This is a genomic window from Clostridium sp. (genome assembly GCF_017888565.1).
GTDB lineage: Bacteria > Bacillota > Clostridia > Clostridiales > Clostridiaceae > Clostridium.
Genome location: NZ_JAGHFX010000057.1, coordinates 97,987 through 112,655, shown reverse-complemented (window position 1 = coordinate 112,655; position 14,669 = coordinate 97,987). Strand labels below are relative to the sequence as shown.

At 30.8% G+C, this 14,669-nt stretch carries 9 protein-coding genes; 1 reads left to right on the top strand and 8 read right to left on the bottom strand.

Features of this window, described 5'->3' with window-relative positions; all coding sequences use genetic code 11:
* The 6 genes from J7M87_RS10730 to J7M87_RS10705 all read right to left on the bottom strand — a co-directional run.
* A partial coding sequence (locus J7M87_RS10730) for an endo-alpha-N-acetylgalactosaminidase family protein (RefSeq protein ID WP_291651052.1) occupies positions 1 to 6,029 on the bottom strand: 6,029 nt, incomplete at its 3' end.
* Between the two features lie 308 nt (positions 6,030 to 6,337).
* Positions 6,338 to 7,891 carry an MFS transporter gene (locus J7M87_RS10725; RefSeq protein WP_272470289.1) on the bottom strand — a complete coding sequence of 518 codons (1,554 nt, stop codon included), beginning with the start codon at positions 7,889 to 7,891 and terminating at the stop codon, positions 6,338 to 6,340.
* A complete protein-coding gene (locus J7M87_RS10720) occupies positions 7,881 to 8,681 on the bottom strand; it encodes an ABC transporter ATP-binding protein (RefSeq protein WP_008680711.1) in 801 nt (266 codons plus the stop codon). Before J7M87_RS10720 ends, J7M87_RS10725 begins: the two co-directional genes overlap by 11 nt.
* A 2-nt stretch (positions 8,682 to 8,683) precedes the next feature.
* On the bottom strand, positions 8,684 to 9,691 hold the full coding sequence (locus tag J7M87_RS10715) for an iron ABC transporter permease (RefSeq protein WP_291651051.1): 1,008 nt from the start codon (positions 9,689 to 9,691) through the stop codon (positions 8,684 to 8,686).
* The gene (locus J7M87_RS10710; RefSeq protein ID WP_008680714.1) at positions 9,691 to 10,683 is read right to left on the bottom strand and encodes an iron ABC transporter permease; all 993 of its coding nucleotides are present in this window, start codon (positions 10,681 to 10,683) and stop codon (positions 9,691 to 9,693) included. Before J7M87_RS10710 ends, J7M87_RS10715 begins: the two co-directional genes overlap by 1 nt.
* Positions 10,670 to 11,617, bottom strand: a complete 948-nt coding sequence (locus J7M87_RS10705; RefSeq protein ID WP_291651050.1) for an iron-hydroxamate ABC transporter substrate-binding protein — start codon at positions 11,615 to 11,617, stop codon at positions 10,670 to 10,672. The genes J7M87_RS10710 and J7M87_RS10705 overlap by 14 nt, the downstream gene beginning before the upstream one ends.
* A gap of 503 nt (positions 11,618 to 12,120) precedes the next feature.
* On the opposite strand from J7M87_RS10705, the gene J7M87_RS10700 reads away from it, so the two are divergent.
* Entirely contained in the window at positions 12,121 to 13,131 is a 1,011-nt protein-coding gene (locus J7M87_RS10700) for an AraC family transcriptional regulator (protein ID WP_291651049.1), read from the top strand.
* A gap of 78 nt (positions 13,132 to 13,209) precedes the next feature.
* Here the strand turns inward: J7M87_RS10700 and J7M87_RS10695 are convergent, their stop codons facing one another.
* Complete coding sequence (locus J7M87_RS10695; RefSeq protein WP_291651048.1) at positions 13,210 to 13,386, bottom strand: hypothetical protein; 177 nt, start codon at positions 13,384 to 13,386, stop codon at positions 13,210 to 13,212.
* Positions 13,387 to 13,912: 526 nt separating this feature from the next.
* A complete protein-coding gene (locus tag J7M87_RS10690; RefSeq protein ID WP_291651047.1) occupies positions 13,913 to 14,554 on the bottom strand; it encodes a histidine phosphatase family protein in 642 nt (213 codons plus the stop codon).
* Positions 14,555 to 14,669: the final 115 nt, after the last annotated feature.

The window sequence follows — 14,669 nt, the reverse complement described above, 5'->3', positions numbered from 1 at the left end:
TTATCATATGCATCTTTTGCTGCTTTCAATGCATTTATAAATGCATCTTTTTCTGCTCCATCTTTATATTTATCTAAGTCAATCTTTTCGTATTCTGCAATTACAATTCCTAATTCGCTTCTATCAACATCTTCTTCTACATCTAGTAATTTTAATGCTGATTGCGCTTCTGTAAGAGCTTTTACTGCATTATCAATTTCATCTTGTGAAGCTGCATTATCTAGTAAAGCTTTTGCATCTTCTAATGCTGCTACAAATGCATCTTTCTCTGCTCCATCTTGATATTTACTTAAATCAAGCTTTTCTGAATTTTTAATAGTCTTTTCTAATTCAGTATAGTCTAGTTTCTTCTTTTCAACAGTTACTGTAGCTTCTGCCATTAGGCCTGCTGCATTTGTTATTTTAACCTTAGCAGTTCCTGAATTTACCGCTGTTAAAAGACCATTTTGATTTACTTTTACTATCTTTTCGTCAGAAGAGCTCCATACAATACCTTTTAAAACAGTATTTTCTGCATGCTTTGGAATTAATGTAACTTTTCCACCTATATTCATTGTTACATCTTCTAAGCTTACCGTGTCTGCAACCTTGTGTAAAATAATTGGTGCAACTTCTGATATTGCTGCAAAATTACCTTGACCTTTTTCTACATAAATCTTAATTACTTTTGCATTACGTGTTTCTTTAAATTTAGCTGTTACCCATGCTCCGCCTTGCATCTCTGAAACCAAAGCAGTAATAGAATCTGAAGTTTCTAGAACATTTCCTTCTGAATCTAATACTTCATATTTGAATTGTTGTACAATACCATTATTTGCACTTGGTCTTTGTTGGAACTTAAATCCGCCAATTTTCATTTCTTTACCTAAATCTACATTTAGAATTGCTGGATTTTCTTTACTTACTCCACCACTCCAATTTGAGTGCCAATAAGTAGAAGAGTTTCCATCTGCAGCTGCAGAAGCTACTCCACTTCCTGCTGGCTCTCCTGATACTTGTTCAGTATTTGCACTAGAACTTATTCCACTGAATTCTTCTCTTGGAATATCTATTACAACATCGTCTATGATATTCATTTCAAATACAACTTCTTTTCCATCTGGAAGTGTTGCTGTAATAGTTGAATGTCCTGCTGATAATGCTTTTACAACATTTGCATCTTTATCTACAACTGCTACCTTTTCATCACTTGAATTCCATTTGATTTTATCTAGACCACTTCCGTATATTGTAGCAGTCTCCCCCTTATAAAGGTTTGTACTTGATAGTGTAACTGCAACTGCATCTTTATCTTCTGTAATTACAAGGTTGTCTAGAGTGAAATCTGTTTGTCCCATAGCACCACTGCCTGATTTACTCGCATTTTGATAAAGACCAATCCAAGTTTGTCCACTTCCATTACCAATTACTTGCATTTTCACATGTTTAGTTTCTCCACGAGCTTCTGCAAGATATTGTTCTTCTGATGGAGCTGTATAATTTGTTCCATCTCCAATAACCATAGCATATGCTTTATCTGGTCCTGATTGATAATCAAACTCTACATTATATACTTTACCTGGTTCAAAACGGAAGTTTTGTGGAAGTGTTTGATATATTATTCCAGTGTTCTTACTATGATGTTTTACTGACCACTCTCCTGAAATTACATCATCAATTACTCTTCCATTCCATCCTGCTTGTGTATATGGTTCATTTAATTGTGATAAATGAGTTCCAGGATCTGAAATTCCTTGTGCTGAACTTAATACAAATGGATATAATCCTTGTACTACAGTTTCGAAGTCCTGCTTAAATGTTCCATCTTCTTGGAAGTTATTTAATGTTTTTTCCACTATACGAATATCATCCATATAAGTAGAGCCTTCTCCAGCTTCCCTAGATAAAGTTAATTCTGCTGTATCATTTTTAGCTGTAAATGAAATTTGCATACGTTGCATTTTGCTTCCATTCTTTTGATCTGATTTTACATAGTTCATTAAAATAGAACGTTCAGTATAATTAGAAACTGTTTCTTTTCCTGTATTTACTTCTATAGTTGCCTTTTCATCACTGTTATTTTCTACATATACTTCTGCTACATAGTTTGTATTTTTCTTTAATCCTGAAATAGTTGTAGTTACAGATACATCTTCAGAAGGACTATTAAATGCTAGTCTTTGATCCCCTGTATTTGCCTTTTCTATTACAACTGATTCATCTTCAATATCTCCTGACCATTCATTAGAAGATAATTTTTCTCCTACAGCATATCCGTTAAATCCTGGATCTACTACATAATCAGCTTCACCAAAATCATTTTTTAGTTCTTTTATTTCAGAACCCTTTGATAATACATATGCTGTTGCTGCTTTAGCTTCTAGAGTTACTGATCCATTAGTTACAGGAACACTTATTTCATTTATACGTCCTTGGTCAGATAGTTCATACATTACAACATTTCCAAGTCCTTCCCAGCCTTTTGGAAGTTCCCATGTTGTTTTTCCTCCATCTAAATTCCAATGGTATAATTTTTCTGTTCCATCTTCTTCTGTCCATGGTAATAAATATTTCACTTCATCTAATACTACTTTACCATTTAAAGTAATTATACGTTCAATGTTATCATCATTTCTTTGTTCTTCTTTTCTTGTTACAACTACTTCATCTCCTGCATCATTTTTTAATGTAATTTCTTTTTCATGATTTCCTACAGGTGATTGTCCTTCTTCATAGTTTTCCCAATCTGTTACAACATAATGTTGTAAGAACTTAGTAGGTAGATTTTGATTGAATGTTTGCACTATATAGTTATTAAAGTCTTTATCTCCACCCCATCCTTCAAAGCCATACAGTCTGTAACCTCCAAGTAATGGGTTATCTGCTGTTCCTCCAAATGCAGGATAATTTAATACTTGAGAATCTCTGTGGTCATTTCTTATAAAACGGATAATATCACTATTAAATCCCTTTGAAGTTGCACCACCATAAACTGCATCTGTTGACCAGTGTTGCCATGTTGAGTCATACTCACCTTGTGCACTAAATTCTGTTGTAAATCTCCAGCCAAGTGAATTAATTTCTTTCGCAATATTTCTTGTTTCCCATGCATCTTGATACCATACATCAAGATAAATGAAGTCCATATTATCTTCACGACTTTCAGCATCAGCCTTAATTTCTTCTTTGGTCGCAGTTACTTCACCTTTTGAATCTTCTACTGCATCTGGCCATTCCCTATTATAAAAGCTTGTTCCGTTTATGCGATCATATAATTGTACAAATCTTTTCCATCTTGCTTGTGTTGATAAATCCCAAAGCTTATCAATTACATGAGACTGATCTAGCCATCCCCATCCATTTCCTATTGGCTTTTGTAACATATCTTCATTAAATGAAGCTGCTTCTGGATATATTTCTTGAGCATTAACGTGAACACCAATTTCTGTATTATAATCATGTGCAATTTTAATTAAGTCTTGGAAATCTTCTACTCCACCTTCACGCTCAGCAATATCTGCATATTCTGAATTGGCAGAATCATGACCTTCATTTCCATATCCCTTTAACATAACTGATTGTGGAAGTCCATCTGTTGCAAGATATACCTTTTTGATATTATCAGCTGTTGTTAAGTAAGGGTTAGATGCCATACTTGCAAAGTTCATAACAATACGGTAATTTACCATATCCTTAATTACGTCTGCTTCATAAGGAATATTCATAATATCACGGAATGCAAGAGCTCCGTCATTCCAGTCAATATCTCCATCTCCATTTTCATCTGCTGCTATAGCAACTTTTGCAATTGGTAAATCACTTACTGGATACTCTTCATATTTTGCTGCCGCCTTTTGTCCGTTTTTATCTCCTAATTCATAGTACCATGGTGCACTTGTAAGACTCATTGTATCAGCACCATTGTTTCTTACAACACGCTTATCTCCTTCAGCTTCTGAATTACTAAAAAGACCTGCGCTTAACTTGTTATTTGTAAGGAATCCATATAAATAAGAATCTGTTTTTGATGGAACAAATCCATTATCAAAATCAATAAATACGTCTCCACTTGATGTTGTAGTTGTAGATGTTTTTGCTCCTGCAAAATTAGCACCTTCCTCCACAGCATCTACTGTTAAAAGATTTAACCCTGGAACATCTATAGTTGCAATCTTAGCAGAGCCTTCTGCTTTATTAATCTCTGTTACTTCCCATGTTAAATCATTCTCTTTTACACTTACCTTTATTTTCATATCCAAATTTATGTTGTTTTCAGTGTTTTCAACATGCATTGAATATACTCTAAAATCTTCTTCTGTCTCTTCTACTGTAACAATTGGTTCAATTGTTATACCATTGATTGCTACAGTATTAAGTTTAGTTTCATTACCACGCATATATTGGTCTTTTATTTCTACTCCACCTTCAAGCATTTGATATCTAGCAACAACAGGGAATGTTTTTCCAATATATACTTTCATTGTATCTGATTTAATAGTATCATATTCTGTTAAATCTAATGATGCCTTTTCTTCTAATGTAATATCTATTACATTGTTTTTATCTTCAACATTTATAACTTTTGAATAAGCCTCATAACCTGGCTTTGTAACAGCCATATTATATTCTCCAATTTCTAAGCCATCAAATTGATAATTTCCATTTACATCACTATTAGCTGAGTTTGCTCCTATACGTATAACTGCTTCTGGAATTGGATTCCCATCTTTATTTAAAACAGTTCCTGATACAGGCACAAGCTTTGAATACGCTTCTTCCACTTTTTGCCCTTGACGTTCTGCTGCAAATCCCCACTTATCTTCCATAGTGTTTGTATCATTATATTTCATATCTGCAAAGGAAATTGATGTTGCTCCATTTGTTTTTACACCAAATCTTCCTTTTCCGGAAGTCTTTTCAGCAAATGAAATTAAAGCTTGATTAGTAACTCTAACTGTAGTTCCATTAACAGTTACTGATAATGTCTCACGATTTAAGGATACAGACATTTGTAATTCTTGACCCTCTACAGGCTCTGGGAGACCTGAAATCTGTGGATAAGATTCACTACCATTTAACTTATATTGATAATACCACTTACTACTTGAATCATGTCCTATATACAGCCAATTATTATCGTCTACATAAGTATAAAATACTCCCCAGTTATTACTTGGTTTTAATTTTAGAGAAAGTTCCCCTGCCTCTTCCATTCTTCTGTCATTATTAAGTAATAAAACTGGTGCTTTTGCATTTGGATTACCATAAGCATGTCCAGCGCCATTATTAGCACCACCTGTTAATTTAATCCACTTTTCACCTTGTTCAGATGGCTCTTCTGGCTCTTCTTTATCTGTAACTACTACTGATGGTTCCCATACTTGACCTGCAAGGTTATCTTTATATAATGTCCATTTATTGTAGTCTGTTAACATTTCACTTCCAACTGTTACATCTGAAAAATAGATATCAGTGTAAGAAGTCCCATATGCAGCTGCACCAAACCCAATATTTCCTGACTGATTTTTTAAATCAATAAACTCAGCTGTATTAATTAGTGCTTCTCCACTATTGCCACTTGTCTTATTCTCTACTTTTAGTTTAAGTCCATTTTCCTGATATTCTGCACTAATGTTTACCATATCGTCTTGGTTTAACTCTGGTAATCCAGTAATTGCCTTATATTCTGACTTACCGTTCTTATACTCTATAAGCCAACCTGATGCCCCGTCATATGCAACATATCCCCATTTGTTATCGTCTACATATTTGGTCACAAAACGTAATCTTGTATCATTTTTTGCACTTCCTATTTTTATCTGAAAGCTAATTGACTGATCTGTAATATCTTTTTTATCTGATAATACAAATAGTTCTGGCTTTTCACTACCAAAATGTCCATTACCATTTCCACTTCCAGCCTTTATATGTGCCATTGTTTTTGGTGCTGCTAAAACATGTAAAGACGGAAATATACATGTACAAAATACAGCAAAAGCTATTGCTGCAGCTCCAAATCTTTTCTTACTTCCTTTAAGGATATTAACCATAAATACACCCTTCCCTTCTGTTAAATTTGTAATTATTATACCCTACTCTTCTTTTTTACCACCCCATGACATTTATCTTCTATTTATATTATATGTAAAAAATATACAACCGACGTATAATTTTACATATAAGTATGAGTCCATTATATATTACTTTTTAATTAATATATATTAGTATCTTGCTAACTTATCTATCTATTTTGAGAATTTTCGTTCAATATTTAAAATTAAAAATAGCTCTAATTGAACATAAACCAAGTAAAATCATGTCCAATTAGAGCCATTTTTTAATTCTCTATTACTTTATTTTAATTTATTTCTCTTACATTCCACTTAACAAACATCACAAGTACAATATTTGCTATTGCTGTTATAAGTAATATTAAGCCTATCGGCATTCCAGTATCTATTATTTGTCCATATAGCAATTGTCCTGGTGCTACACTTATTGTTGCTACTGCTGTTGAAAAAGCTGAAACTCTTCCTAGCATTTCTAGTGGTACTTCTTTTTGTATAAATGTTAGTGTTAATACATTTGATAATGAAAGTGACATCATTATTGCAAGTCCACCAATTGCAAATAGGAATGCTATTGTGTAGTTATTTGCTTTTATTCCACCTAATGTTGACATTAATATAACACCTGCAACCATTGGCAAATATGTATAGTGAACCTTTTTTATTTTAAACATATTTGGTTTTACACTTATCCAGAATCCACCTAATATCATTCCCAAGACACATATACCTTCTACTATTCCATATATTTCTGAAGGTAGCCCTAAGAAAATGTTTATGAAGTATGGTGCTAGAATTGTTAATACTGGAACTAAAAATATATTACATAATGCATATGAAGCTATAATTCCAAGAACAACTTTTTTCTCTTTTGATAAATACTTGAAGGTTTTACCCATATCTATAAATGAATTTTTTATAAACTCAATTGATAGTATCTTTTCTTCCCTCTTTGCAGTTCCCTTTATATTTTCAGATACCATTGTTGCTTTTTTATTTTCTTTTATGACTTCAGAAACTGTTACCACTTCTTTGTTTCCTTTTATGATATCTTTTGCATTTTCAGATATAACTGTAACTTCTTCATTTTCTTCGGATCTCAGGGATGCTGCTACTCTTTCCTCTAATTCTGAAGTTCTTGAATCTAACATAGTCGTCGCTAATTCTGTAGTTACTATATTTTTTTCATAAGTAACTACATCATTTAATTCTAGTTTTGATTCTGCTACAGCTTCATCTACTTTTACTTTTTCATTAATTTCTACTTCTTCACTTACCACTAAATCTGGAATATCTAAGAATAATTCCATTATTGCAGATGCAAAAAAGCTTATAGCATTTATTATAACTATTGCTTTTATTCCAACTATTCCATAAAGAACACCTGCAAGTATTGGTCCTGCAAAGTTTACTATTGACCCTACTTGATTTATTACACCATTAGCACTTGTTAACTTATCTTCTTCAACTATTTGAGGAATTGATGACGTAACTGCTGGTCCATATAAAGTAAAACATATAGATAGCATAAACATCACTATAGCAACAATTACTTCATGGTCTCTACCATTAAGTAGTATTATTGCATATCCTCCAATTAAGAATGAGCAGAAAAAATCTAAGTAAACCATTATCTTTTTCTTATTTACACGATCTGATAACATTCCAGCAATAGGTGCAAATAAAATATATGGTATCGTTGATATTGCTAATATATTTGCAAAGGTAGCTGTACTACCTGTAAATTCTAGTAGATATAGAGACATACTAAATCTTTGAATTGCATTACCAAATAAAGATATAATTTGCCCTATAACTATTATTATAAAATTTTTATTTTTCATAGTCACCCCTTAGAAGTTCATATTCCATACATATTGGGTATTCACCATTTTCACTAACTTGAAGATGTGCTTCTACCCCATATATTTCTTTCAATGATTCTTTTGTTATTACATCTATTGGTCTTCCTTCACAAATAACTTTTCCTTTTTTAAGACCAATTATATTATTTGCAAATCTACAAGCATTGTTAAGCTCATGAAGAACTATTACTACTGTAATTTGCTTTTCTTTATTTAATTTTTCTAATACTTCTAATACCTCAAGTTGATATGACATATCTAAATATGTAGTTGGCTCATCTAACATGATAATTTCTGTTTCTTGAGCCAAAGTCATGGCTATCCATGCTCTTTGTCTTTGTCCTCCAGATAAGTTTTCAACTTCTCTATCTGCAAATTCTGAAAGTCCTGTTTCTTCTATTGCCCAGTCGATAACTTCTTTATCATGTGAGTTTAATCCACCTATCATTTTTTGATGTGGAAATCTTCCATATGCTACAAGTTCTCTTACTGTAAGACCACTTGGACATACTGGTCCTTGAGGAAGAAATGCCACTTCTCTTGCTATGTCTTTTTCTTTTACCTTCTTTATATTTTTATTGTTTATAAAGATATCCCCGTTCTTTAGCTTGTTTATTCTTGCTATAGTTTTTAGAAGTGTGGATTTTCCACATCCATTTGCTCCAATTATAATACTGATTTTTCCTTTTGGGATACAAAGATTCATATTTTCAATTATTACATTGCTTTCATATGCAACACTTAAGTTCTTTACACTAATAGCTTCCATAATTATTTCTCCTTCATCATTAAATAAATAAAATATGGTACTCCAAATATTGATACTGTAATCCCAACTGGATTTTCAATTGGAGAAAATAGATTTCTTGAAACCGCATCTGCAAGAAGAATTATAATAGTACTTATAATTGCTGATATTGCAATAAAATTCTTATGATATGGTCCAACTAGCTTCCTTGCAATATGAGGTGAAACAAGACCTAAGAAACCAATGTTTCCTGCAAATGCTGTTGCAGTTCCTGCTAATATAACTACATAAGTTAAAAATTTCTTTCTTTCCTTTTCTATGTTTAATCCAAGTGATATTGATAGCTCATCAGAAAGATTTAAAACATCTAACTTTTTATGATTTAATAAAACTATTATAAATAACAATGTTATTATTGGAATTATCACTTTTGCATAACTCCAGCTCGAACCCCATAAACTTCCTGATGTCCAAACTAATACTCTATTATAATCTCCAGCACCACCTCTAAATGTAACGAAAGTTATAAATGCATTAAGTGCTACATTCATTCCTATACCAATTAAAAGAAGTCTTTTCGGCTTTATTCCATTTTTGCTAGATAGCATATATAGTAAAATTGCTGATATTGCAGCTCCAACTATAGCCATAAATGGAAGTACAAATATAGAAAGTGATCCAAGTTCACTATAGTAATTTGCTGTTTTAAATGAAATAAATATTACTGCGGCAACTGCAGCTCCTGCATTTATTCCTATTATTCCAGTATCAGCTAAATCATTTTTAGTTATTGTTTGAAGTATACATCCTGCTGTTGATAATCCTATGGCAACAAATATTCCAACAAGCATTCTTGGAAGTCTTAAAGTTAAAATTGCTGTATTTTGAAGTTTTGTTCCATTACCAAGTATCGTATTTATTACTTCTAATGGAGTTACCTTATATGTACCCCAGCACAATGTAATTAAAAAGGAGACAAGTAATAATGCTATTAAAATTACTAAAACTAGTTTAAATCTTTTTTTCTTCATTATCCTCTCTCCTTTCTAACTAATGATATGAAAAATGGTATTCCTATAAGTGCTGTAAATACTCCAATTGGAGTTTCATAAGGATCTAAAAGCATTCTTGCTGCTATATCTGCATATGTTAAAAGTACTGCACCAACTAAAAATGAGCATGGTATGTTTTTTCTATAATCCTCTCCTAGTATTTTTCTAACTATTTGAGGAACTATAAGCCCAACAAAGGCTATGTTTTTTCCTACTGCAACTGCTGCTGCACACATTGGTATCATAACCATAAGTGTTGCAAATCTTATTTTTTCTGGATTTTCACCAAGTCCAATTGCAACATCATCTCCAAGATTTAAAATATTTATCTTTGATGATAATAAAATTGCTATAATAAGTCCTATAACTCCAACAAAAAATACTAATTTAAAATCTGCCCATCCTGCATTTCTAAATCCTCCAGATACCCAAAATCCTATCATTTGTGATTGATTAGATAAAAGTCCAACTATTGTTGTTAATGAAATGAAGAATGTGCTTAAGGCTGTTCCTGCTAAAAGTATCTTTGCAATTGAATTATTATTTGCTTTTTTTGATATAAAAGCTAAAACTATAAGACCTGTTATAAGTGCTCCAATAAAAGATGCTATCATAACATTTCTTGTACTTATTGTTATTCCTAGTGCATAGAAAATTGCTATTACTAAAGTTGCTCCTTGGCTTACACCTAATATTGATGGTTCTGCTATAGGATTTCTAGTAACCCCTTGTATCATTGCACCTGTTACCCCTAATATTCCCCCTGTAAATAATACTGATAATGCTCTTGGAATTCTTACATCTCTAACTAACATAAGTTCTAATGTTTCACTATAATTAAAGATACTATCCCAAATGTCTGAAAAGGAAATATGGACGGATCCTAACCTTACAGCTAGAACCAGTCCTATTACTAAGAGTAACATACTAATTATTGTAAAAATTACTGTATGTCTCTTATTTTGTTTCATTTAACATTTCACCTATTTCATCTACTAATAATTCTCTACCTATTGAGCTATAACCTTGGTTAAAGTATGGTGATGAATCTAACACTACTACTTTACCCGCTTTAACTGCTGGTAGGTTGTTCCAAATAGCATTGCTTTCTAATTGAGCTAAATCTTCTTTTGTTGCTATTAAGAATATATAATCTGATTTTATTGCTGCTAAACCTTCGTATGTAACAACTGGTAAGCTTATATCACTTTGTGCTGGCATTCCTTCTGGTTTCTTAAGTCCCATATCTTCATATAATACGCTACCAAATCCTGCACCATCAAATATGAAGAACTGTCCACCACTAGCTAAGAATGAAAGATATGATGTATCTTCGCCATATTCTGCTTTAATCTTATCGCCTGCTTCCTTAGCCTTTGCTTCATAATCTTCAAGCCACTTATTTGCTTCTGCTTCTTTATTAAATACCTTTGCAAATGCCTTAACATCATCTTTCCAGTTTAATGCTTCTAATTGAATCATAACTGTTGGATCAATTTCACTTAATTGATCATACATTTTTTCTTGAACTGTTGATATAACTATTAAATCTGGGTTTAAGTTCATTATAGCTTCAACATCCATTGTATCTTGCATGCTATATCCTAAGATTTCAGCACCCTTTAATGTTTCTTCTAAATATGAAGGGAACTTAGTGTAATCATAAGCATCACTATTTGCAGTTCCTATTACCTTGTATCCTAAAATTGATAAAATATCACTGTTTCCACTTAAATCTACTATTCTTTGAGGTTCTGCTGGAATTTCAACTTCTCCTCTAACATCTGTTACTGTTACTTTCTTGTCTTCTGAATTATTTTCAGCTGTAGCACCATTTCCACATCCTACAAGCATAAATGCAGTTACACAAGAAACTACTAATGTTTTTAATAAATTCTTCTTCATGTGACTTACCTCCATATATTCTAAGATTTCTTAAATTATTATCTTATAATAACTAAAAAAATCTTGTTATTAATTTTTTGTTTGTCAAATCTTATTGTTGCTTTTTTAATACTTTGTTATTAGTTTTTTTAATTATTCTTCTTGATTGCTTTGATTAATTAATCATATTTATTATCTTTATTACATTTTTTATTGTCTTTATTACATTGCCAATTGTATATGAGATTCATTCTCACTTCAACACTTGCAACTAATTTAATAATTTTATCATCTAATAGAATAATTTTTATATAAAAATAAGCAGATTTTCTGCTATAATAATTATGAACTCTTTTAAGTTTTACGAGTAAAATATCCTAGGCTTTTTTACTATAAATTGCTTTTAACTTTTTACTAAATAAATTAATTTATAATTTATTTATATTATTACCTAATGGAAAAGTTTTATGAGAAAATTATTTCTTTCTTACTGAAGAAATCTAACTAAGGGGATGAAAATACAAATGATATCAAAATCTACTCATGAATTTCAAAATATGGTATTAAATAATATGACCTTTTCTTCATGCCCTATGAGTAATTACACTATATACAAAAATGAGGACAGGCCTGAACTTGGATATTTTATTAAATATAGTCGTGAAAGATATTATGACTTCGGAATTGGTGATTATACTATTGCCCAAGATTTTTTACTTTCTTTTGATCATCAAGATGAGATAATGAGGCTTGGAACTGTTTATACAGGAGTTACAAAATTCAAAATAGAAAATAATCCCGTTTCCTCATTTACTCCCTCTTCATTTTTTGTTGTAGAAAAAAACTTGAAAGGCACACAAGTCTGGAAAAAAGGACAGCACTTTCACGGAGCTGAAATAACAATTTACAAAAAATATTTTGATGAGATTCTCAAACCAAACTTTTCTAATATTATTGATTTTAGTAATTTTATATTCAATTATACATATAGGTATCTGCCTCTTGAAATTGCAAACATAGTTCAACATTTAAGAAGCTTAGCTCAAGTTGATGAACTAACCCCAATCTATTTAGAAAGCAAGATTTTAGAAGTTGTTGCATTAATATCAAAGGAAGTTCACTCTTCCCCAGAAAATACTTTTACAAATCAATTAAATTATGGTGAAATCATGATAGGAAAAAATAGAAAAGTTACTCTAACTGCTTCAGATGCCAATGCAATACAAAAAGCTTACGAAATTTTGACAATGGAAGCTTGCAATCCACCAACTATAAAAAGCTTAAGTAAGATGGTATTTCTAAATGAACAAAAATTAAAAGCAGGATTTTCATCAAAATATCATATGTCAATTAGCCAATACACCAACTCAATTAGAATGACTATTGCAGAAAATTTATTATCTACAACAGATTTAAGTATTGAAGAAATTTCTAAAATGATAGGATATAATTATTGTGGAAACTTTGTAAAGATGTTTAAAAAAGTTCATGGAAAAACTCCATTGGCTTTTAGGAAAATGAAAGAGATACATTAGGGTAAAGTGAAATAATGAAAAGTTATCGAATTAACTCATGAAAGCTAAAAGAGCAATAAAATATAATTTATTGCTCTTTTAGCTTCCTAAATAAGCTTGTTTATTTTTTTCGATTCTCATTGACCTTCTTAAGTAAATCGAATTTAATGACTTATATTCTTTTATAGCTCCTTGCATTAATTTAAGTGTATCTTTTGCACTATTAAACTTTAAATTAATACTCTCCTTTTTATACTTATAATATGCTGCTACCATTTATATCCTCCAACATTTTATTATCTTCTATAGTTTTTCTTATAATCCATTCATTTTCTCTTAAGTATTTATTTACATATAATCTAAAATCAATTTCTTTAATTTCATCTATAATTTTTACCTTGTTCTGTTTTAAAAGATTGTTATTTCCTATATTTTCATTACATAATACTCTATTTTAAAAATGTGTTGGTGATTATATTTTCATAGTATATCTTTCTGTTTTAAAAAATTGTTGGTGAAATTATTTAGTTATATTTTTCTAAATGGTTCTTCCTGCTATCAATACAGTTAAATATAATTAATTATACTTAAAGCTAAGTTAATCCCATTAACAACAATTTCTTAAAACAGACACCGAGTATTCTAAAAAGTAAAATAGTGAAAATTAAAGCCTAATCTGCTGAATCTTCTCTAAAGCAGATGTACATTAACTTTTCACTATTTCACTATTAGTATAAATTATAAATATAAGTTAAGAAAATAAATAGATTGTCGAATAAGTATATCTAGTTATCTTCACAATTTATTTAAATTCATTAAATTCCTTTTTTGCATATTCATGATGTTTCATGCAAGCAACTAATGGCATTTCGTAACCATCCTCTGTAAAGTTTATTTCTGTAAGGCTTGTCTGCTTTATAAATGGTGGATCCCATAAAGTATCTATATCTCTTTTTTCTAGCTCACATAAATATGATTTTAAAGTGATGGTATGAGTTACGATTAAGATATTTTTTCCTTTTTCTTTTTCTAATATTTCATTAATTGCTTTGAAAGCTCTTTCTTTAACCTCGTAAAAACTTTCTCCATCTCCTATTGGGATATATTTTGATGGAACATTCCAGAAGTTATAGTAGTTTTCTTCGCTTAAAGACTTCATTTCTTCTTGATTTAAGCCTTCCCATCCACCTATTCTAATTTCTTTTAACCCATCATTAGGTTTTAAAGTTATGTCTCTATCACCCTTTACTATTTTAGCAGTATTATAGGCTCTTCCTATTGGACTTGCATAAATAACATCTATATGTATATCCTTCATTCTATCTCTAAGCCATTCAGCTTGTTTAATCCCAAGGGCTGTTAAAGGTGAATCTCCCCACCCCTGAATTATTCCTTTTTCATTCCACTCTGTTTCTCCATGTCTTGTTAAATATAATTTAGTCATATACCCTCCATAAATTATTATAGTTTTATTTATATAGTAAAATTTGATTTTACTTTTGTTTTATTCTTAAAAATCTGAAAATTATCAACAATTAATATTATTTTACTCACAATTT